Origin of the sequence: Flavobacterium sp. LC2016-13, assembly GCF_009707955.1 — a bacterium.
Taxonomy (GTDB): Bacteria; Bacteroidota; Bacteroidia; order Flavobacteriales; family Flavobacteriaceae; genus Flavobacterium.
The window spans coordinates 54016-76597 of the sequence record NZ_WMDQ01000017.1 but is presented as its reverse complement, the minus strand read 5'-3'; the positions used below and the strand labels follow the sequence as shown (position 1 = coordinate 76597).

Annotated in this window: 16 protein-coding genes; 8 read left to right on the top strand and 8 right to left on the bottom strand. The window is 33.6% G+C overall.

The features are described from left to right. Both GKZ86_RS23270 and GKZ86_RS23265 read left to right on the top strand, forming a co-directional pair. A partial coding sequence (locus tag GKZ86_RS23270) for an MBG domain-containing protein (RefSeq protein WP_154785436.1) occupies positions 1 to 2035 on the top strand: 2035 nt, incomplete at its 5' end. A 27-nt stretch (positions 2036 to 2062) separates the two neighbouring features. Then, positions 2063 to 3370, top strand: coding sequence for an OmpA family protein (locus tag GKZ86_RS23265; RefSeq protein WP_154785435.1), 1308 nt, complete (start codon positions 2063 to 2065; stop codon positions 3368 to 3370). A gap of 474 nt (positions 3371 to 3844) precedes the next feature. On the opposite strand, the gene eptA is transcribed toward GKZ86_RS23265, so the two are convergent. Further along, on the bottom strand, positions 3845 to 5365 hold the full coding sequence (eptA, locus tag GKZ86_RS23255) for a phosphoethanolamine--lipid A transferase EptA (RefSeq protein WP_154785433.1): 1521 nt from the start codon (positions 5363 to 5365) through the stop codon (positions 3845 to 3847). Then, positions 5352 to 6179 (bottom strand): phosphatase PAP2 family protein, encoded by an 828-nt coding sequence (locus GKZ86_RS23250; RefSeq protein ID WP_154785432.1) that lies wholly within the window; start codon positions 6177 to 6179, stop codon positions 5352 to 5354. Before GKZ86_RS23250 ends, eptA begins: the two co-directional genes overlap by 14 nt. A 904-nt stretch (positions 6180 to 7083) precedes the next feature. Between GKZ86_RS23250 and GKZ86_RS23245 the strand changes: the two genes are divergently transcribed. The 6 genes from GKZ86_RS23245 (at position 7084) to GKZ86_RS23220 (ending at position 14861) form a co-directional block, all read left to right on the top strand. Continuing rightward, complete coding sequence (locus tag GKZ86_RS23245) at positions 7084 to 7761, top strand: response regulator transcription factor (RefSeq protein WP_154785431.1); 678 nt, start codon at positions 7084 to 7086, stop codon at positions 7759 to 7761. Continuing rightward, positions 7754 to 9019 (top strand): HAMP domain-containing sensor histidine kinase, encoded by a 1266-nt coding sequence (locus tag GKZ86_RS23240; RefSeq protein ID WP_154785430.1) that lies wholly within the window; start codon positions 7754 to 7756, stop codon positions 9017 to 9019. The genes GKZ86_RS23245 and GKZ86_RS23240 overlap by 8 nt, the downstream gene beginning before the upstream one ends. 73 nt (positions 9020 to 9092) lie before the next feature. Continuing rightward, the gene (locus GKZ86_RS23235) at positions 9093 to 9521 is read left to right on the top strand and encodes a PepSY-like domain-containing protein (RefSeq protein WP_154785429.1); all 429 of its coding nucleotides are present in this window, start codon (positions 9093 to 9095) and stop codon (positions 9519 to 9521) included. A gap of 10 nt (positions 9522 to 9531) precedes the next feature. Further along, positions 9532 to 11943 carry a TonB-dependent receptor domain-containing protein gene (locus GKZ86_RS23230; RefSeq protein ID WP_154785428.1) on the top strand — a complete coding sequence of 804 codons (2412 nt, stop codon included), beginning with the start codon at positions 9532 to 9534 and terminating at the stop codon, positions 11941 to 11943. 78 nt (positions 11944 to 12021) lie between these two features. Further along, positions 12022 to 13980, top strand: a complete 1959-nt coding sequence (locus GKZ86_RS23225; RefSeq protein WP_154785427.1) for an LTA synthase family protein — start codon at positions 12022 to 12024, stop codon at positions 13978 to 13980. 2 nt (positions 13981 to 13982) lie between these two features. Next, positions 13983 to 14861, top strand: coding sequence for a diacylglycerol kinase family protein (locus GKZ86_RS23220; RefSeq protein ID WP_154785426.1), 879 nt, complete (start codon positions 13983 to 13985; stop codon positions 14859 to 14861). A gap of 77 nt (positions 14862 to 14938) precedes the next feature. Here the strand turns inward: GKZ86_RS23220 and GKZ86_RS23215 are convergent, their stop codons facing one another. From GKZ86_RS23215 to GKZ86_RS23190, 6 genes are all read right to left on the bottom strand, one after another. Beyond that, positions 14939 to 15997, bottom strand: coding sequence for a glycosyltransferase family 9 protein (locus tag GKZ86_RS23215; protein WP_154785425.1), 1059 nt, complete (start codon positions 15995 to 15997; stop codon positions 14939 to 14941). 81 nt (positions 15998 to 16078) lie between these two features. Then, positions 16079 to 16834, bottom strand: a complete 756-nt coding sequence (locus GKZ86_RS23210; protein ID WP_154785424.1) for a phosphatase PAP2 family protein — start codon at positions 16832 to 16834, stop codon at positions 16079 to 16081. 57 nt (positions 16835 to 16891) lie between these two features. Further along, a complete protein-coding gene (locus tag GKZ86_RS23205) occupies positions 16892 to 19939 on the bottom strand; it encodes an efflux RND transporter permease subunit (RefSeq protein ID WP_154785423.1) in 3048 nt (1015 codons plus the stop codon). Positions 19940 to 19943: 4 nt separating this feature from the next. Further along, positions 19944 to 20870: an efflux RND transporter periplasmic adaptor subunit gene (locus GKZ86_RS23200; RefSeq protein WP_154785422.1), complete on the bottom strand. Its 927-nt coding sequence runs from the start codon at positions 20868 to 20870 to the stop codon at positions 19944 to 19946. After that, a complete protein-coding gene (locus GKZ86_RS23195) occupies positions 20863 to 22098 on the bottom strand; it encodes a TolC family protein (protein ID WP_194632474.1) in 1236 nt (411 codons plus the stop codon). The genes GKZ86_RS23200 and GKZ86_RS23195 overlap by 8 nt, the downstream gene beginning before the upstream one ends. A 27-nt stretch (positions 22099 to 22125) precedes the next feature. Beyond that, positions 22126 to 22461, bottom strand: coding sequence for a YncE family protein (locus GKZ86_RS23190; protein ID WP_154785420.1), 336 nt, complete (start codon positions 22459 to 22461; stop codon positions 22126 to 22128). Positions 22462 to 22582: the final 121 nt, after the last annotated feature.

Here is a 22582-nt window from a genome sequence, read left to right as displayed (position 1 = left end):
TTACATTGTGACAATAAAAGATGCAAACAATTGTTCGACAACACAGTCTTTCAACATAACAGAACCGACAGCCCTAACTATAACTCCTACTCAAACTGATGTAGCTTGCAATGGTTTGGCAACGGGTTCAGCAACGGTAAGTGTTTCAGGCGGAACAGGAAGTTATACATATAGCTGGAATACAACTCCAGTTCAAACTTTGGAAACTGCAACAGGATTATCCGCAGGAACTTACATTGTGACTATAAAAGATGTGAACAATTGTTCGACAACACAGTCTTTCACCATAACAGAGCCGACGGCGCTAAGTGTAACTCCTACTCAAACTGATGTAGCTTGCAATGGTTCACCGACGGGTTCTGCAACAGTAACTGTTTCCGGTGGAACTGGAACTTATTCTTATAGCTGGAATACAACTCCGGTTCAAACTTCGGCAACGGCGACAGCATTAGCAGCAGGAAATTACATTGTGACAATAAAAGATGCAAACAATTGTTCGACAACACAGTCTTTCAACATAACAGAACCGACAGCCCTAACAGCAGTAAAATCTCAAAACAACGTTTCTTGTTATAATGGAAACAATGGTTCTGCTACGGTAAATGCTATAGGAGGAACAAGCCCTTATACGTATTCCTGGGTACCATTTGGCGGAAACTCAAATACAGCAACACAACTAACCGAAGGCTCTTATACTGTAACAATTACAGATGCAAACGGTTGTTCTACAAATGAAACAATCGTGATATTACAACCTGTAGAACCGGTTATTCTTAAAACTTTAGCAGCGTCAAACATTGCTATTGACAGTGTTATGCTTTCAGGAGCTGCTTCTTCTGATGGGAATAGTGATAACGGACAATGTCTAACCGAGACAGGGTTTGTATATGCGCTGCATTCTATACCACTGATAACCGACAATAAAATTAATATTGGAAGCTCATTAGGAACTTACAGCAGTTCTTTATCGGGGCTTAAAGGTAATACCATTTACTATGTTAGAACTTATGCCGTAAATGCTGCTGGTTTTATTAACTATGGCAACGAAATTAGTTTTACTACCCAAAAGTATATACTTAATATTACTGCCTCAGCCGGTCAAACTAAAATATATGGCGATGCTGATCCAGTCTTTAATTATTCTGTTTCGGGATTTGTAAACGGAGATACAAATTCTATTATTTCAGGGGCTTTATCGAGAGAAATTGGAGAAAATGCCGGAAAATATAATATTAATTCAGGCAATATAACTGCTGGCTCAGATTACACGATAACATTTACCGGTGCTGAATTTGAAATTATCAAAGCGGATCAGGTCATCACCTGGAATCAATCTTTAGACTTTGGCTGTAATAATGAGGATGAAGTAAACTTGAACGCATCATCCAGCAGCGGACTTGTAATTTCGTATACGATAGCAAATCCTGTAATTGGATCAATTTCCGGGTCAAATCTTCAGATTATAAATTCCGGTAGTACTTCTGTTAATGCTTATCAAAATGGTGATCAAAATTATAATCCTGCTACTGTGGTGATTAAACCAATTGAGGTCAGCCAATCGGGGCTTGTTACACAAAAATGGGAAGATGTATTATTCTTCAATAACAAAAGTACAAATTTTGTCTCCTGGCAGTGGTATAAAAACGGAAGTGCTGTCTCTGGAGCAACCCGCCAGTATTACAATGAAACCCAACCTTTAAATGGATCTTATTATGTGATTGCTACAGGTAAAGATGGAAAATCAATTAAATCATGTCCGCTTGATTTAATTGGAACAACATTTTCTAAAAAAATGAAAATCTATCCAAATCCAGTCAAGCCGCTAAACGAGTTTACTCTTGAATGTGATTTTAACGAATCTCAATTAAATGGGGCCCAGATAACCATTTTTGATATTACAGGGAAATTAGTGCAGACTATTTCTAATGTAAAAAGCAAAAATCAGATTACTGCTCCTATTCAAGCAGCTGTGTATGTTATTATGCTTAAACTTAGTAACGGCGAGCAGAAAACAATCAACATATTGGTTAAGTAAAAAATGAGATTAATTTAAATAAAAAAAATGAAAATTAAAATCACACTGGCAGCAGTAATACTGGCAAATGCCATTATAAACGCCCAGGAATTTAATATTAAAATTAGCGGTGGACCATCTGGAATTTTTTATGACAGTGATTCAGGAAATGGAAAACTAAATATTGGTGCCGGTATTGGTATTGGCTACACCTTTTTCTTAAGCGAGAACTGGGGAATTTCAACAGGAATTGATGCTGTTTACAATCAAAATAGTTTTGAATTGAATGACGGAACCATTATTTCAAATTATGAAGTTGATGATCAGACTTCTGCTTTTGAATATCGCGTAACAGCATCAAAATATAAAGAAAGCCAGAGTTTCATCTCTGCCTCTATTCCATTACTCGTACAGTATAGAACTGCTGTTTCTACCCGGTCGCAGTGGTATGTAGCAGCAGGTGCCAAAGTTTTATTTCCAGGAAAGCAAAATATAAAAGCTTCTGCTGAACAACTGCAGTTAAGTGGTTATTACCCTGATTTAAATCTGCTGGTCGACGATCTGCCAGTCCATGGATTTGGTACAACAAATAATTGGCAAGACAAAACTTCCGTTAGTTTACAAACCTCATTTTTACTAAGTCTTGAAATGGGTATGTCTTTTACATTAAAAGAAAAAACAAAGCTTTACACCGGAATATATCTTGATTATGGTCTGTCTGATCTCGTCAAAAATACTCCGGATCAAAACATTGTCTCCTATAACCCTAATCAAATCGATGATATTCAGGCGCAAGGCATAGTTGGAAATAAGAAAATTGTACAGGAGAGTCGTTATTTAGCAGCAGGTATACAGGTAAAATTAGGTTTTTCATTACATAAAGACAAACAGAAACCAGTTCAAATAGTAAAAGACGAACCTAAAATAAAAAATGCAGAGCCTGTCCAGGAATATGCTCCTGTACAGCAGACTGCTCAGAACACTGAAGTAAAAAATGAAATAACAGTTGCTGAACGAAATGTTATTGAGAAACCTCTGCCTTTTGAAAAGGTCGGTAGCACTGGTGTAACTGCAGAACTTGCTTCAAGACTAGATGAAATTGCTATAATCCTTAAAAGGGATAAAAATACAGAACTTAATATTACGGGATATACCTGTGACATCGGTTCTGAATCCCGCAATTTAGAAATAGGAATGAAAAGAGCTCAGGCAGTAGAAGAATATTTGAAAAATAAAGGAATTGAACCTCATCGTATGCACTTATTCAGCAAAGGAGAAAGCGATCCTTTGGTTCCAAATGTTCCAACAACAAACAGACCATTAAACAGAAGAGTAACTCTGCTGCTTGTAGATTGAAAAATTTAAATGTTAAAAACAATATTCATTATCTCTTTCGTTGTTTTAAATATGTCCATATTTATACACTAGAATAATTGATTGTTTCAAAAGTATATTTTTTTCAAATCCTTGTTTCTTCCTGAAGCAGGGATTTTTTTGTTGCTTCAAGTAACTTTACCAAAACAAAAAATATAACTCTGTAGTGTTGAAAGAACTTATGTTAAACAAAAAATCCTTTTTAAATCTTCTTTTTTATTGAACTGAAGACTCTTAATTTGAATTCTTCCCAAGCAGCCTGTTTTTCATGATCTGAATGTGAAATGCATATTTCGTTCCATATCTTTTTTAATTCTTCTTCTACCTTTTCTTTATTCATTTTTTTAAAAATTAAATTTTTTGACCATGAAATCCTTGTTGATCGAAAACATTCTGAGCTATTTTGCTTATATCTCTGTTGTAGAGCCATCCAGCAAAATAGCTCTTTGCTTCTTATTATTTAAAAATGTTCATTTGCTCATTATAAACAGGACTTTGTATGTTTAAAAAATTTAAAACACTATGAAAAACATGGTTTTGAGACAATGTTTTATTATCCTTAAGTTGTTTTGAATTATCAGATACCCATACTATAAATGGTATTTCATATTGTTCTTTAGGAGCAAAACTGATAGGTACTCCATGCATATAAAGATTTTTTTCTCCTAAAGATTCTCCATGATCTGAGACAAAAATCATAGTACTTTTATACTCTTTTAATTGTTTTAAATCTTCAATTACATTATGTAGTATATAATCAGTGTAAACAATAGTATTATCGTATGCATTGAGCAATTCTTCCTGAGAACATTTTCCAAGTTCGACACTATTACAGACAGGTTTAAAAGTCTCAAATCGAGGTGGATATTTCTTGCTGTAAGTGGGTCCGTGACTTGTACTTGTATGAAGTACTATTAATATTTTATTTTTTTTGCTGGCTAATATTTGCTCCTTTAATCCCGTTAAAAGAATTTCATCGTAATTACATCCTTCCCCTTTACAATCCGGCATTAAAACATCTCTCTTTTGATAATTTTTAATATGTACCGGAGGTTCTCCCCAATTTGTAGTTCTCCAGATAACCTCGACATTATTTCTATATAAATAATTGGGCAAAATTTCATATAAATCATCACTATTGGTATGTTCCAAAATACATTTTACACCAGCGGTCGTATAAGTAGCACAGGAAGTAGCGTTAAAATGAAATAAATTTTGTGTTTTAGAAAGTAATGGATTCGTATTTTTCGAATAACCGTACAGAGAAAAATTCTGGCTTCTTGCAGATTCTCCAATAACTAAAACAACAACCGATTTTTGGTTATCTTTTATTACAGCATTTGGCAGTAAAATTTCTTTTTCGTTCTTTTTGTATTTGTGAATATAAAAAAGCGAAGTATTTACCGAATATGACCATGGCATTGCAAGACCTCCCAATTGTTTAGAGTTTTTATCAATCCACAACCAGTTGCTGGCATTGGCAAAAACTAAAACGATAATGAATAATAAAGTAAGAGAAGAAATCGTTAAAAACTTCTTTAGTGTTGTATTTATTATTTTAACTTTTATGATATAAACACTTGGAATAATGCCAAGCAGGATTATGTATATTATTAATTTAATGGAAAAAAAACTGCTGGACTCTTCATAATTGGTATTGAAAACATTACCGATCATACTTTCGTCTATTATAACACTATAGGTATTAACAAAATAAACTGCAATTGAATTGATAAGAAAGAACAATACCAATAAAAATTTTCCAACATAGCGTGAGAGAAAAAATATCAGGTAAAAAACAAAAGCATTTAAAACCAGCATTAGAATTATTAAACTTAGAATCAAAATTATACCATTCCAGCTTTTATAATCGACGTTATTAAAAACATACGTGTAAAATGGTAAATGGAAGAATAAAAAATTCAAAACACTCATCAATAAAACAAAATGAGTTATTCTTAGATTATTTTTGAACATAAACAGTAGTGATTTTATATAGTGAAACAGCTAAGCTAATAAATGCGAAATAAAAGATTATCAAGTTTTCATTAATTATTCTGTTGATTAATGAAATACAACAAATTAGAAACAACAAAATAAAAATTGGATAGCATTTTTTATTACCAATCCAAGTCCAAATTTTATATTTTTGGCTAATAAAAATACCTGTAAGTCCAGATATATACCCAAAAATACTCCCTACAATAACATCCAACGGATAATGCGCACCTACACCTATTCTGGAAGAAACAAGAATCAATCCTATAGTGATTATTAAAAAAATCCATAAAATTTTAAACTTAAATTCTTTAGGCATAAATGCAAACAACAAAACGGTAAGTATTATAAAAACTATAACAGAGTGTCCGGAAGGTAAACTGTTGTGTCCGCACAATGTTTTGCCAACGATAATAAAAGTGTTATTATTAAAAATTGCTGCAGGTCTTGGTACTGCAAATATTTTTTTTAGCAAACAAGAAAATAAAATAGAAACCAGCAAAGCTGATAGTATAGCCTCCCAAATTTTAGGAGCATACAAAATGAAAATACTTAAAAAGGGTAAAAAAACCAGAGCATCTCCCAGTTGGGTTAAATTATATTCGAAATTTGGATATTGTCCCAGATTATGATTGATAAAAAAGAAAGTATCTTTTTGAATTTGTATATATCTAACAGTACATAACGCATCCTGGCTATACAAAAATAAAGCAATAGCAATTAAGAAAAATAAGGCGGGAAAAAATAAAAATAGTTTAAGTCTTGAATAATTATTAATAATACTTGTATTCATTATGTTTTTTATTGATCTTTTATTCTTTATTGGGGTTCTCAAAGTAATTAGCGATCATAAAACCTAGGAGCCAATCCATCTTTTAGGAAACAGTAAAAAATAATTCGCATAGAATAAAAGGAATACCAGTGCTTGGGTGCTATGAAAACCCACATCTGTAAAGACTGCTTTTAAAAGAGGCACATAAATAAAGCAGGCCTTTTTTGAGGGCCAGATATGGAAAACAATTCTAACTAGAAATGAAAGGGATATGCAAAACCCTAAAACCGGTAATAATGCATAAAATATGCTGTCTGTAAGCGTAACTAACCTCTTGATTTTCATACTTTACTCATTAAAAAAAGTAAAATACCTGATCAATTTAGAAGAAATTTAGAATTTCTATTAGGCTAGAATATTTTTTAAAGCATAATTCAAATTTTCGTGAAAAATTAATCAGTCGATAACATTGACGTAATACATTCTTAATTTACAAGCTATTAGCTATATGATAAATTTGAAGTGAGCAGATACAAAAAGGATCATAACAATGTCCTCATCCTTTTTTATTTAGATTTTATTTCTGTGGACTTAAACAAATTCAGTTTGGTATAAATGTTCTTTTGTCTGATGGAATAATTCCTGGACTAAACAAGTAAAATGGAATAAACTTGCTACTTTTTTTACAAAATAAATAGTGTTTAAAAAACATTAAAACATCCGGAAGTATTTTCAAAAAAAATCAGAATTAATTCAGAATTGAGATCTATTTTGCGAGGTTTTTTGTTTTATTTCAAACCTGTATTTGCATAAAAAACAGGTTTACTATGCAGAATATTAAAAGTTTACATTTTTTTATTTATATTTATTTAACCACTAATTTAATATTCGAATTTCATTCAAAATTCGTCATTACATTTACAGCATGAAAATTTTAATTATAGAAGATGAGCTTGAAATTGCTCAAAGCATCAAAAATTATTTCAGAACTAATGGGATCCAGTGCGAAACAGCCGAAAACTACGATTTGGCTCTCAGCAAAATTGATTCTTATGATTATGATTGCATACTTCTTGACCTAATGTTGCCAGATGGCGACGGATTTGATATACTAAAAGAACTTAAAAGGAAAAATAAAACCGATGGCGTAATTGTGGTTTCTGCCAAAGAAACACTCGAGACACGTCTTGAAGGATTCAATCTTGGTGCAGATGATTATCTGACTAAGCCTTTTCATTTATCGGAACTTTTGGTTCGAATGCAGGCGCTGATTCGCCGTAAAAATTTTAAAGGAAATAACAGTATTACTTTCAATGAGATTATAATTGAAATATTCTCTAAATCTGTAACGGTAAATAATATAAAATTAGACCTGACCAAAAAAGAACTCGACTTACTTCTTTTCTTAATTGGCAATGAAAACAAGGTATTATCCAAAGCCGCTATTGCTGAACATCTCTCAGGAGATATGGCTGACATGCTCGATAATCATGATTTTATCTATGCGCACATTAAAAATTTAAAAAAGAAACTCCACCAGGCAGGAAGCGGCGATTATATCAAAACAGTATACGGTCTGGGATATAAATGGGAAAATGAATAAAAAAAAACTACTCCATAAAACCACCAGAAGCTTTCTTATTTTTGCTATTGTGACCCTTCTGGTTTCTGCTCCTGTATTTTATTACATAAGCCAGTGGTTGTATATTTATGAAACTGAAGAAGTCCTGCTGATGCATAAAGGCGACTTTGAGAGAGAAAGCCATAAAAATTTTACACAAACAGATATAGATGCCTGGAATAAATACAATCGTGATGTACGAATTGTACCGGATATGAGAGTTACCAAAGATTCTATTGTTGCTAAAATGATTTATGATTCTACTGCTCGTGAAAAAGAGCCTTATTATCTTATTTATGCACCAATTCATATAAATGGCAAAACATATACTTACACAGAAAAAATCAACCTGCTTGAAATGGAAGGAATGGTATACAGTGTGGCAATTATGTTTCTCTTTATAATTATTATACTTCTTGTTGGAATTATCTGGCTTTCAAAAATTACATCAACAAAATTGTGGAAACCTTTTTATAATACGCTGAATCAGATTCATGATTTTGAGATCGATAAAAATAAATCGCCGCAATTTCTTGATACCGATGTTGACGAGTTTGACCGTTTAAATAAAAGTTTGCTGCTGCTTATTGAAAAAAATACAGCAATATATAAAAATCAGAGAGAGTTTGTAGAAAACGCAGCGCACGAGCTACAGACACCTTTAGCTCTGTTTCAGACCAAAATAGATACTTTATTACAACTTCAATTAAATCAAGAGCAGTCTATTCTTGTGGGTTCTTTAAGTAAAGATGTTTCAAGGCTTAACAGGCTTAATAAAAATTTGTTGCTTCTTTCTAAAATTGATAATGAGACTTATCTTGAGAAAAATGAAATCTTAATCAATGATTATATAAAAAAACATCTTGATTTTTTTACAGAACAGGCTACTTCAAAAAATCTCGATATCATTACTGAATTTTCAGCTGACCTAAAAATAATTGGCAATCCTGCACTGACAGAAGTATTAATCAATAATCTGTTTCTGAATGCGATACGTCACAATGAAAAAAATGGCAGAATCGTAATTACAACGCTTGAAAATGAATTGATATTTTTTAATACAGGAGAAAAAACACCACTTATTATAGATAAGCTTTTTAATCGCTTCTCGAAAAATAATCCATCCTCGCAAGGAAACGGGCTTGGTCTGGCCATCATCAAAAAAATAACAGAACTTAACCATTGGGAAATAAGTTATTCTTTCCATAATAATTTACATAGTTTTAGCGTGAAATTCTAAAAATTCAAACTTCCTACAGATTCGTAATTCAACTTTGTACTATGTTTTTTATCCATTAAAAAATTTAGTACTTATGAAAAATTCAATTCTAACATTCTTAGCACTACTCTTTTCTTCCTTTGCCATAGCACAGAAAGTAAATGAAAAAGATGTACCTAATATTGTCAAATCAACCTTTTTGATATCCTATCCTGATCAGACTCATGTAAAATGGGAAAAGGAAAAAGAGAATTACGAGGCCAGTTTTACTATTGGCAAAACAGAACACGCCTTGCTTTTAGATTCTAATGGAAACATTCTCGAAACTGAAGAAGAGATTAGCGTAAAGAAACTTCCGGCCAAAGCTCTGGCCTATATTCAAAAAACATACAAAAATAAAAAGATCAAAGAAGCTGCAATGATAACGGATGCTCATGGCACGGTTACTTTTGAAGCTCAGGTGACTTCTATTGACCTAATTTTTGACAAACAAGGAACTTACATTAAAAGCATAGCAGATTAAAATCAAACAAATGAAATTAAAGATAATTTTAGTATTGACGTTGCTTGTAATGAAAATTTACAATGTGACGGCACAAAACAACTCCGTTACAATCTCAGGATTAATTAAAGATAAAACCTCAAAAACCACACTTCCTTATATTAATGTAGTTTTAAAAACTGCAAAAGATCAAAAAATACTTGCCGGTACAGTAACAAATGAAGAAGGCCGTTTTAATATCCCTGCTGTACCATCCGGAAATTATAATCTTGAGATCACTTCTGTAGGTTATAAAACTAAATTCCAAAAAGTCTTCGTAGGCTCCCTTTCTGATTTTTTAGATCTGAATATCATCGAACTTGAAGAAGATATTAATACGTTATCTGAAGTAGTTGTAACTTCCAAAACTTCCGAGGTAAGTTCTAAAATGGATAAAAAAGTTTTTTCCGTAGCCGATAATATTACGCAAAGTGGAGGTTCTGTTTTACAATCCATGCAAAGTCTTCCAGGCGTTACACTTCACGACGGAAAAGTACAATTACGTGGTAACGATAAAGTAATGGTGCTTATTGACGGAAAACAAACTGCATTAACAGGTTTTGGAAATCAATCCGGTCTTGATAATATTCCGGCATCAGCTATTGAAAAAATTGAAATCATAAACAATCCCTCTGCTAAATTTGATGCCAACGGAAATGCGGGAATCATCAATATCATTTACAAGAAAAACAAACAAGAAGGATTCAACGGCAAGGTTGGAATCAGTTCGGGATATGGAGCACTTTGGGAACGTAAAGCCAATTTGCCAACCATTCGTCCGCAGTACCAGATGACACCAAAAATGAATCCGTCGCTATCGCTGAATTACCGAAAAAATAAAATAAATGCCTATGTTCAGGCAGATTATTTATATACCGAAACACTTAATAAAAACGAGTTTATAACACGAACTTATGATGACGGTACCGTTATTAATCAGCAAACTGTTAGAAATCGGGATACTCATTTTACAACACTTAAATCCGGAATAGACTGGAATTATAATGAACGAAATACCTTCTCTTTTTCAGGACTTTTTGGAAGTGAAAAAATTCTGGATAATGGAGATGAACCTTTCTTTAATCAGGATTATTCTCAGCGATTACGTCTTTGGTCATTTCTGGAAGACGAACTTAAAACAACCGTAATGGCCAGTGCATCTTACGAACATAAATTCAAGCAGCCCGGTCATAAATTAAATGCAGGAATCAACTACACTTATCATCAAGAAGATGAAAAGTACTTTTTTACCAATACACTTCCTGCTTCTGTCGGGCAAGATTCTTTTAAACTCTTATCAGATGAAAAAGTAATCGATATTAATATTGATTATATCAAACCTTTGAAATACGGTCGATTTGAAACAGGTTTCAAATTTAGAAACAGGGAAATCCCTACCAATATGCAATTCTTTCCCGGACAGAATTCTCCTATTGATGCCAATGCCGGTGGCTGGGCTGATTATGAGGAAATCATTCCTGCACTATATTCTAATTATATATATGAAACGGATAAAATTGAAGCAGAACTTGGGCTGCGTCTTGAATATGTAAAACTACAATATGAAGTTAATCCAAATCATCCTACTTATAAAAGTGACGGTTATAATTATACCGAACCTTTTCCTAATGTACGCTTTGGGTATAAGATTGATGACAAAAACAAAATCACAGCTTTTTATAATCGCCGTGTAGACAGACCAGCAGAAGTTGATATTCGTATTTTTCCAAAATATGATGATGCCGAAATTATAAAAGTTGGAAATCCGGCGCTTCGTCCGCAGTTTACCAGTGCATTTGAAGTTGGATATAAAAAAACAATACCAAAAGGATATTTTACATCCTCTGTTTATTACAGAATCATAAATGGAACTATTGCCCGTATTGCAACCACTGTTCCGGGAAGTACTTTGATTTACAATGTATTTCAGAATGCCGATGAGAGTACTTCTCTCGGAATCGAAGCAGTATATTCTCAAGAAGTTACTTCATGGTATTCTTTTAATATTAATGGAAACCTGTATCAAAATACTATTGATGCTTTTACGGTTACGAATTTATATCCTGTTTTAAGCATTTATAACGGAGAACGTCAGCAAATGGTTTCAGGAAATTTAAAATGGAACAATACGCTGCAACTTGATAAAACATTAAAAGGTCAGATTTCTGTAATTTATCTGGCACCTGATGTTGTCCCACAAGGAAAGATTGATTCTAGATTTTCTGTTGATTTAGGAGTCAAAAAAGTAGTACAAAAAGGAAAAGGTGAAATTTTTCTTAATACTATAGATATTTTAAGTACATTAGTCTTACAAAAAGAAATAAAAGGCGAAGGTTTTAGCTATAAGAGTAAGGATTATTACGAAACACAAGTAATACGATTTGGGTACAGTTACAAATTTTAGATTTTTTTTTCAATCAATTGTTAAAAATTCAGAATTAATTCAGAATCGTATTTTAAAATTTATCCTTATTAAATAATTATGCCAAAACTAAATCCGTTTCGCAGCAGATATGCTGTATTATTCTATTTTATAATCTGGTTTTTAATCCTTTCGCAAATCTTAAGAATTACATTTTTTATATGGCAGTACGATGAAGTTTCCTGGAATATACTAAATCTTTTTAGAACCTTGTTTACAGGTTTATTCTTTGATATCGGAACGATTACTTTTGTTTCTCTGACTGCGATACTCTATTATACAGTTATGCCTAACAAATGGATCGGTTCTTATTTGGATAGAATTCTGGTTTATTTTTTTACGACTCTGACTGTTTTTATTCTGGTATTTACCTTTTTTGCTGAACTAACCTTTTGGGATGAATTTAAAACACGTTTTAATTTTATAGCCGTCGATTACTTAATTTACACGCATGAAGTAGTAGCCAATATTGAGCAATCTTACCCAATTCCTGTATTAGTTGGAGGAGTATTCCTGCTTACGATAGCTTTTATTTATATTTTTTATGAAAGAAAGGCTTTTACAAATACTTTTACAACCAAAGCCAGCGCAAAAACAAGATTATCGGTATTGAGCTGCGCTGTCGCAATTGCATTATTTTTTGGCTTTTTCATTCGTAACTATCAGGCAGAATGGTCTTCGAATCGTTATAACTCTGAGATTTCAAAATCAGGAATTTATTCTTTTTTTGCTGCTTTTCGTAACAACCAGATGAAATATGTCGATTTCTATACTTCTATAGATAATGATAAAGCTTTTGGCATTATAAAAGAAAAACTTAAGGATCCTAATGCACGTTATCATTCTATGGGATATTCTATTCACAGAACCATAACAGACAGTACCGCATCTGGCGAGAAAAAAAATGTGGTTTTTGTTCTTGTGGAAAGTCTTAGCGGCAGTTTCCTGAAGGAGTTTGGAAACAAAGAAAACATAACGCCTTTCATGGATAGTCTGGCTCAGAAAAGTATGTTCTTTAATGATCTATACGCAACGGGTACCCGCACAGTGCGAGGTATGGAAGCCGTTACGCTGTGCATTCCTCCTACTCCCGGACAGTCTATTGTAAAAAGACCTGAGAATCAAAATCTATATACGGTATGCAGTGTTTTTAAATCAAAAGCATACGACTGTAATTTCTTCTATGGCGGTGATGGTTATTTTGATAACATGAACGCTTATTTTGGCGGAAACGGATTTACAATCTATGATCGCGGACGCGGCAGTGTGCTGAGTGACAAGATTAAAACTACCAGACATAACATCGATGACAGTGAAGTTACCTTTGAGAATGCGTGGGGAATTTGTGATGAGGATATTTTTAATAAGATGCTTAGCGTTGCTGATGCGCAGTATAAAAACAATAAGCCTTTTTTTAATTTTGTTATGACAACTTCCAATCACAGACCGTTTACTTATCCATCAGGAAAAATTGATATTCCTTCAGGAACAAGTCGTGAAGGAGCTGTAAAATATACTGACTTTGCCTTAAGGGAATTATTTAAGAAAGCAAGCCAGAAACCGTGGTTTAAAAATACAGTATTTGTTGTCATTGCAGATCACTGTGCCAGCAGCGCTGGAAAAGATGAAATAGACGTGGCTAATTATCATATCCCGGTTTTTATTGTAAACTTACCTGAACAGTATAATCAAAAAATAAGCAAGCAGTGTTCTCAAATTGATCTTTGGCCTACTCTTTTTTCTATTTTTAAATGGAATTATGAATCTGATTTTTTCGGAAAAAATGTTTTGGATCCAAAATTTGAAGAGCGCGCCCTTATGGGAACTTATCGCAAACTGGTATTAATGAAAAAAGAAAAAGTAATGATTCTCTCTGACCAGAAAAAACAAGCTTTTTATACCTGGAACAGACAAGATAACAGTCTGAAATCGATACCTATGAACCAGCCGTTTCTTGATGAAACCATTTCGTGGTACCAGACGGCAGATTATCTTTTTACCAATAAACTTTTAAAATAATAATGATCTATATACATTTTATAATCAACCCTATTTCCGGAAGCGCAAAGCATAATTTAGCGACTTCTTACCTTCTTAATCAGTTCCCAAAAGAACAGTATAGAATTGAGGTAGATTATACGAAACAAAAAAAACATGCCATTGAACTTACCAAAGCTGCTATTTCGCAAAATCCGGATTATATTGTGGCTTGCGGGGGCGACGGGACTATTAATGAAGTAGCTTCCTGTCTTGTAGGAACTACTATAAAACTAGGAATAATTCCTGTAGGATCCGGAAACGGGCTGGCTTCTAACTTAAATATACCCAGAGATTTCGCTAAAGCAATTGCCATTATTAAAAAAGGAATTACCACTTCAATGGATGTTGGGAAAATAAATCAATATTACTTTTTCAGTAATATGGGAATTGGTATTGATGCTCTGATTATCAAAAAATACGAACGATCCGGAAACAGAACATTATCATCTTATGTGAAAGCTGCACTTTCGTCAAGTTTTGAGTATAAAGCTCAGCAAGCTGTTGTTTCTTATGAAGATAAGGTCATTAAAATAAATCCTTTTATGCTGTTTATCTCGAATTCAAATGAAATGGGGTATAATATGAGTTTAACTCCAAAGGCAAGCCTTAGCGATGGTATTCTTGACATGGTTATAATTCCGGAATTAACTTTTTTCGAAAAATTATCCCTCGGGTTTAATGTACTGAGAAATTCAATTGAGAAATTTAAAAAAGCACAGCATACTTACGTGCGTAAAGTACATATAGAAATGCCTCAAAAAATATTTATAGATGCTCAGATTGATGGTGAAATGCAAAATTTAAAAACTAATGTAATTGAGGTAAGTATTTTACCTAAAGGGTTAGAAGTGCTGGTTTAATTTCTCAGATTATCAGCGATATTTATCTCTAAATAAGTTCCTCATACAGAAACTTATTTAGAGATTTTTTTATATTTCTACTGATCTTTCTCCATCAAAATACCATCCATAATTAATATATATTGATTTTTGCTGACAATCGTATTAGTATCAATTCCCTGAGAACTGTTTCCGTAAGGCTGATACTTTTGAAGTTTAGAAACAGAGAACAATCCCACAGTAGCAGTTTTTGCGGCGCTGGCAAGATGCATTATGCCGCTGTCACCTCCAATAAACAGAGCTGTATTGGCTAAAACAGAACCTATTTCACGTATATCTTTACTATAAAAACTGGTAGCCTTAAATCGTATTTGGGAGACATTTTCAACAGGCAAAATTTCAAGAATATTATAATCACGTTCGTATTTGATTTTTAAAAGCGCATAAAAATCATTCCACCAAAATTCAGAAAAACATTTATCGCCTGTAGCGTAGGTAAAAATTGCAATTGTTTTCTTTTGATTGTCAAACTTCTTGGAAAGAATATTTTTACCGTGAGCCAATTCTGTATCGCTTAATTGCAGATCAGTTTCTGGGATAAGTCCATCAACAATATTTAACGAAACACTTTTTAGAAATTCCCTGAAATTGTATACCGGATATTTGGCGATATGCTGATAATCTTTTGCTTTAGTTTCATTTAAATCATCTCCATAAAATTTAAAAACAGCATGAGAAAGTTCAACCGCCAATCGTCCAGAAGATGAATCCTTGTCTACGTTTATGGCCAGATCATATTTTTTACGTTCTATTTTCAGCCATACTTTTAAATAGACCAAAAGGCTGCTGAAAGGTTTTTTAGGAAGTACAATGATCTCACCTATCTGATTGTAATTTTTTAGAATGACGGGCATCAAACCGCCTTTAACAAAAAGGTCAATTTGAGCCTCGGGGAAAGCAGCACTGACCTCTTTAATCAAAGGAGTTATAAGCAGAAGATTTCCCAGTCGTGCATTTGGCCTGCAGATCAAAATGCGTTTTATATGGGTTGGATCTTCTATAATTTTATTAGAAGTCTTTCTGGAAGAACCAATGTTTTTGGTTAAAAAACGCATAGCATTTCTTCTAAAAACATTTATTTTAGTTGATATTTTCATTTATACAGTAAGTTTAAAGCTTAGAAAAGCCTGGTGGTATTTTAAGTATTGCTGTTAAATTCAAATTGATGCTTTGAAGCGTTAAAACTGAACAACCATTCCCGCTCCCATTTGTTTACCGTTATAAAAAGGCGTAACCATTGAGGTCACTTTATTTTCTTTGGAAGGGAAAATTGTATTTTTTACATACGGAAACAGCCAGTAAGCCGCTTTAGTACTCAATATTCCTATCCCCGCCCCAGCAGCAACATCAGTAAGCCAATGTCTGTTATTGTACATTCTGAACAATCCCGTTCCTGTTGCCACAAGATATCCGCTTATTCCATACCATATCGACTGGTCTTTATATTCCTGCCAAAGAAACTCGGCTCCGGCAAAAGCGTTTGCTGTATGTCCCGATGGAAATGAATTGTTAGCCGTTCCGTCAGGTCTTTCTACTTTCGTAATATTCTTTAAAGCAAAGACAGTAGTACTCATCATTAAATATGATGTAGCTAAAATTATAGATCGGTCCTTTAAATTATGTTTACCTTTAATTCCCATAGCATTCAGCGCGTAAACAGAAGCTGCAGGCGCATATTGAGAGAAATCATCGATAGTAATTTTGTTATCAATATCTTCTGTTACTTCTTCTCTGATATTATTATTAAAACTCTTGAGCTGGTCACTTTCAAGACCAATAAAACCGTAACCAATTAGTAATCCCGGTATAATTAATTGTTTATAATTGAATTTTAAATTTTGCACGGTATCTTTTACTACAATAGAATCTGAAACACTGTTTTGTGCATTAACAGCGGTTATACTTACGAGAAACAATAAAATAGATTTTAACATTTTAAGAAAAATTAGAAATTAATATTACGTTGATAATCAAACTAACGTAGTTTTTCCTCATAGTAAATAGATTAAATGTTTTGGATTTTTATAGATGAAAGCCAACAGACTCGGCAGTACAATTAGCAACAAAGGCATAGCCACAATAAAACCACCAATCACGGCAATAGCCAAAGGCTGGTGAAGTTCAGATCCCGTTCCCACTCCAATAGCCAAAGGCATTAGCGCGATGATAGCACCAATAGCAGTCATTAATTTTGGTCTTAATCGTGTTGAAATCGAGTAAATCAAAGACTGATTAACATCCAGTGTTTGTTTATAGGTTTCGCGAAATTGAAGAAATGTAAAAATGGCATTTTCACTAATAATTCCCACAATCATAATAATTCCCGTATAACTTCCAACATTCAGAGGCACATTGGTCAGGTAAAGCAATAAGTAGCTTCCTGAAATTCCTAATACAGAAATAAGAAGAATGACTAATGCTGCTCTGAAATCCCTGAATAAAAACAGAATTACACCAAATATCAAAAGAGAAGAGACCACTAATATTAAAAGCAGTTCACTAAATGCTTGTTGTTGTTCTTTATAAGCGCCTCCATATTCAATATAATATCCTTGTGGCAATACAACTTGCTGAGCCACATTCTTTTGAATCTGTGTCATAACAGTGCCCAGACCAATATTGTCAAGTCTTCCGGTTACTACACTCATCATTTGAAGGTTTTCTCTTTCTATTTCAGAATCTCCTTTCTCTGGTGTTATTTTTACTAAATTAGAAAGCGGAATAGACTGACCGCCTGGAAGAAATACCTGCAATTGCCTTATTTGATCAAGGCTTCTTTTCTCTGAATTTTTATAAATAAGGCGAATTGGTGTCGATTGCTGCTGCTCTAATAAAGTACCAATAATGTTTCCTTCAAGCTGGGTTTGCATCTGAAATTGCAAATCTGCAGGTGTCATGCCGTATTGTGCCAATAAAGAATAATTAGGTTCAATATTCACACTTGGTCCTGCCAGCACGATACCATCAAAAACATCTGCAGTTCCTTTGGTATTTTCAATAATTTTGGCAACTTTTCGTGCTATTTGATGTAATTTGGTTTGATCATTTCCGTAAATTTTAACTTCAATAGGCGAAACTGAGCTCATAAGATCTCCAAGCATATCTCCTATAACTTGCCCGAAATCTATACGAAGTGCCGGCTGACTATTCTCGACTTTGAGCCTTATATCATCGATAACATCGTTAGTCGTTTTTGATCTGTCTTTCTTTAATTGTATGAGATAATCTCCTCTATTGGGTTCAGTAATAAAAAATCCCATTTGCGTTCCCGTTCTACGGCTATATGCTTCAACATTTGGATTTTTTATAATTATTTTTTCGACTTCCTGAAGCATACGGTCTGTTTCCTCAAGAGAAGTTCCGGGTGGCGATTCGTAATCCAAAACAATACTTCCCTCATCCATTTCTGGCAAAAATCCTGTTTCAAGATTAGGAAGAATTAGAAATATAGAAAGTAACAAGAGTACACAGAAACTAATACTCAAAACAGGTTTTTGAATAAAATAGGAAACCCATTTTTGTGTTTTAACCTCATGATGTATAATTTCTTTTTTATTTGAAGTTTCTTTTTTGGGAGACAGCCATAAATAAATTACAGGAAGCAATAACCAGGTTACCAAAAAGGAGCATACCAGAGTAATAATCATTGTATCTGTCAATACTTTAAAATACGATCCCGCAACCCCGCTCATCAATACAAAAGGGATAAAAATAACAATAGTACTGATCGAAGAACCTACCATTGCTGGCAATAAATATTGCATTGCTTTTTGAAGCAATGTTACCGCAGGTTCATCAGGATGTTCTTCATGAGTTCTATGAATCTGTTCTACAACAACAATGGCATCATCAATAATTAATCCTAAGGCAGCCGCAATGGCTCCGAGTGTCATAATATTGAATGTTTGTCCTGTAAAATACAATACAATAAGCGTTAAAGACAATGTAACGGGAATGGTAATTAAAATTGTAGCGCTGGCTTTTGCCGATTTTAAAAACAGAACGGCAATGATAATGGCAAGAAATAATCCGATAAGCAAACTGTCTGTAACACTTTTTACAGCATCATTTACAAAATTAGCCTGCTCATAAAAAGGTTTTATCGTAATATCTTTAGGCAGTATTGCTTTTAGATCTGTCATCTTTTTACTCATGGCATCAGACATCTCGATAAGATTGGCGTCAGGCTGTTTAATGACTGCAATAAGGATACTTTCTTTACCGTTGGCATTGACCTTTATGTATTCTTTAGCTTCTCTGATTTCAACCAGGCAAATATCACTCAGCTTTACTATTCCTTTGCTATTATTGCGGATAACCAGATTTTCAAGTTCATCTTTTTTATCCAATTGTGCATCAGTAATCGTTAAATATAAATGGTGATAATCTGCCAAATAACCATTGGATTTAATGAAATTGGTTTCACTAAAAACCTGTGTAACCATTGCCGGAGTAATACCATAAGCACTCATCTTTTGATAATCTAATGACAACCAGTATTCCTTTTCTTTTCCGCCGACAATTCTGATTTCACTCGTTCCCTGAATCTGAGACAGAAAAGGTTTAATGGTATAATTAGCGATCTTTTTTAAATCTACAGCAGAGCGATCTTTACTGTCAATGGCATATCCGATAACAGGCAAAATAGATGGGTTCATTTTCTCTACAGTTACCTGAAGATCCGGCGGAAGGTCATTTTTAATTTGATTAATTTGAGCTTCAATTCTGGTTTTACTCAAATCAATATCTGCATTCCAATCCATAAAAGCAGAAATCTCACAACTTCCCCTGCTTGTTGTACTTCTAACCGTTTGAAGTCCTTGTACCTTTTTAATGGCGCTTTCAAGAGGCTTTGTTACCGTAATCATCATTTTGTCTACGGGTTGCTGACCAGCATCTGCAATAATTTTTATTTTAGGAAAGGTAATCTCAGGAAACAATCCTGTCTGCATTTTGGAATAGGAAAATATACCTCCTAATAAAATCAGGAAGATAATTGTACTGAGTCCATTTTTATGTCTTGCAAAAAAAGGTATCATGAGCTTATTTATTGATGATTTTTATTTTGATGCTGTCTCCTACTCCGTAATTTCCTGTGAGCAGAATCTGATCGCTGGTTTTTAACTTTGGAGAAAGTATTTCTATTTTATCTGCAGATTCGATTCCTTTTTTAACCGGAACTTTTACCGCCAGATTATTGCCCACTACTTTCATGATCCAAAAATCAGTTTGGGTTTCATCGCTAAGAATAGCCTGCTTGGGAAGACTTATTGTTTTAGTATCAGCTGTTTTATCGATCCTTACCTTCACTATTAAATTCTCCGGAATATTAACTGCTTTAATGCTTTTTAAAATAACATTTTGTGTCTGAGATGCCGGATCAACTGATGGCATGTATTTTTCTACTTTTGTTTGAATTGTAGTGCCATCCGGCAGATAAACATTTAATATTTTATTAAGGGGCACAAATTTTCTGAGTTCATACGGAAGACTCAAAACGATAGAAAAACTATTTGCGTCATTTATAACAGCCAGTATATCGCCTTCTTGTACATAATCTCCTTTTTGAACATTTACTGCATTTACAAATCCATCACAAGTTGCCCGAACTTGTATGGCATTACCAAAATTCAGGCTTGGATCAATTTTATTAATGGTATTACCTAAAACTTTTGCCTCACGGGTTTTAAGCGCAAACAATAATTGATGATTGGAAACAAAATCATTCGATGCCACTTTTACAACCTCTAAATATCCAGTTGTATTGGCTTTAATGGTGTTTTTAATCAAATAAGCCGTTGTCGCATTTAGATCGATATAACTCTCAACAGCTGTAGTATCAATATGGGTTACAGTTACCGGAACACTTACCACGGCTGGTGCTTCTGCCGGTGCAGCTTTATTGCAGGAAACTAAAATTAGCATCATTAGAAATAAAAGTCCCGTTGTTTTATATATGCATTTATTCATTTGATTTCCAGTAATTTATTTCATTAATAGTTTGAAGATTATTTACACTGTTCTGTGCAATTGCATTCTGAATCGAGACAAGGTTACTCAGAGCAATAATGTACTCGGTAATCTGAGCATCGCCGCTGACCAGCAGTTTTTTGTTAGCATCAATTAACGCTTCAGCTACTGAAAGCTGTGATTCGAGCATTTTATTGGTCTCTGTGCTTTGATTAAATTTTTGATTCAGCAAAAGCAGCTGCTGTTCGTATTGTCTTTTAAAATTCCTTGTATAACTTTCATTCGTAGCCAAAGCCATGCTGTTTTTTTGATGCTGAAGACTACGCTGATTTCCATCATAAATGGGAATATTTACACCTACAACCACGCTAAAACCAAAATTTTTATATCCCTGAGAAATAAAACTCGAATTATATCCGGCATCTCCCAAAAGAGAAAGCGACGGTTTATAATTATTATCAATGAGTTTATCTGCATTTTTTATTTTTAAACTGTCGGTCTCAAACTGTTTCAAAAATATGCTTCCCTGTTCCTTATCTCCTTTTATAGTTAAATCAGGACTTTTTAGTTTAACCAGCGTCGTGTCTCTTTCTCCTGTTAGATAATTTAAGAGCGCCAGATCGTTTTGATATTGTTGTTTTAACTGTAAAGCAGTAAGTTCCTGTTGTTTTATGGTCGCATTAAAAATCAGATAATCTGTTTGTTTATAAATAGAATTTTTAGTCAGCTTTTTCAAAATGATTTCCTCTTCTTTTAAAAGTGTGGTAATCTTATTATTATAAGCCATCTGCTTTTCCGTTCCAAACGCTGTGATATATTGCGAGATAATGCTTTTATCTAAATCTTTAACCGCTATCTTTTTATTAATTACCAAAGCATCTTTGATAAGCTTAAAAGATTCTGCTTGTGAATTGATTTGTCCTTTGCCTAATATTCTTTGATTAAATCCTACCAATGCCGAAACCATCTGACCGTTGCTTAAAGCTGTATCATAACCGTAACCATTAATTACAGGCGCATAACTGGCATTTAAATTTGCTGCTACCTGAGTTTTATATGAAGCCTTATTCAAAAGACTATCAAGCGTCGAGATTTTAATCTGATTTTGATAATCTGCCAGTAAGGGAGAATTTGTTCTTGCTTTATCAATGAAGTAAAACAAATCTTTCTCCTGAGAGAAAGATTTGGAACCAATTAAAACAAGTACGAAAAAAAAATACCATTTCATCTTTTGCATTTCAAGAGTTATATGAAATTACTTTATTACTAAAATCTTAAAGGAATCAGGAACAATTGAAGCACGCGGATTTGGGTTGTCGCTGGTTGCTGCCGGAGTATCTCCAAAATTAGCAGTTGGCAAATACAGTGCACCTGTAGCCTTGCTCATGGTAAGGGTTCTTGCTCCTTTTGCAGTAGAAATTGTTTCTAAAACAGCATAACTGTCTTTGTTTTTTTGTGTAATAACCGTTAAGGTTCCTGATCCGTTTGAACTAAAAATGAGTTTCCTGTTTTCATCATAAAAAACACCATCAGAACCTTCTCCTATAGGTAATGTTGTCACCACTTTTCCGGTCTCGGCATTAGTGACCACCAATACTGAATTACCACAGACACTAAAAAGTCTATTATTAACTGAATCGAAAGCCAGTCCTGAAGGTTCATCTCCAGGCGAAATATCCCAGGAATGTATTACCTTCAGTTTCTTTGTATCA

Excerpts from the sequence above, each read along its gene's own strand:
- GKZ86_RS23215 (WP_154785425.1), bottom strand. The coding sequence starts at position 15,997 with ATGAAAATATCAACTAAAATAAATGTTTTTAGAAGAAATGCTATGCGT.
- GKZ86_RS23210 (WP_154785424.1), bottom strand. The coding sequence starts at position 16,834 with ATGTTAAAATCTATTTTATTGTTTCTCGTAAGTATAACCGCTGTTAAT.
- GKZ86_RS23220 (WP_154785426.1), top strand. The coding sequence starts at position 13,983 with ATGATCTATATACATTTTATAATCAACCCTATTTCCGGAAGCGCAAAG.
- GKZ86_RS23235 (WP_154785429.1), top strand. The coding sequence starts at position 9,093 with ATGAAAAATTCAATTCTAACATTCTTAGCACTACTCTTTTCTTCCTTT.
- GKZ86_RS23200 (WP_154785422.1), bottom strand. The coding sequence starts at position 20,870 with ATGAATAAATGCATATATAAAACAACGGGACTTTTATTTCTAATGATG.
- GKZ86_RS23245 (WP_154785431.1), top strand. The coding sequence starts at position 7,084 with ATGAAAATTTTAATTATAGAAGATGAGCTTGAAATTGCTCAAAGCATC.
- GKZ86_RS23205 (WP_154785423.1), bottom strand. The coding sequence starts at position 19,939 with ATGATACCTTTTTTTGCAAGACATAAAAATGGACTCAGTACAATTATC.
- GKZ86_RS23230 (WP_154785428.1), top strand. The coding sequence starts at position 9,532 with ATGAAATTAAAGATAATTTTAGTATTGACGTTGCTTGTAATGAAAATT.
- GKZ86_RS23195 (WP_194632474.1), bottom strand. The coding sequence starts at position 22,098 with ATGAAATGGTATTTTTTTTTCGTACTTGTTTTAATTGGTTCCAAATCT.
- GKZ86_RS23250 (WP_154785432.1), bottom strand. The coding sequence starts at position 6,179 with ATGAATACAAGTATTATTAATAATTATTCAAGACTTAAACTATTTTTA.
- eptA (WP_154785433.1), bottom strand. The coding sequence starts at position 5,365 with ATGTTCAAAAATAATCTAAGAATAACTCATTTTGTTTTATTGATGAGT.
- GKZ86_RS23225 (WP_154785427.1), top strand. The coding sequence starts at position 12,022 with ATGCCAAAACTAAATCCGTTTCGCAGCAGATATGCTGTATTATTCTAT.
- GKZ86_RS23240 (WP_154785430.1), top strand. The coding sequence starts at position 7,754 with ATGAATAAAAAAAAACTACTCCATAAAACCACCAGAAGCTTTCTTATT.
- GKZ86_RS23265 (WP_154785435.1), top strand. The coding sequence starts at position 2,063 with ATGAAAATTAAAATCACACTGGCAGCAGTAATACTGGCAAATGCCATT.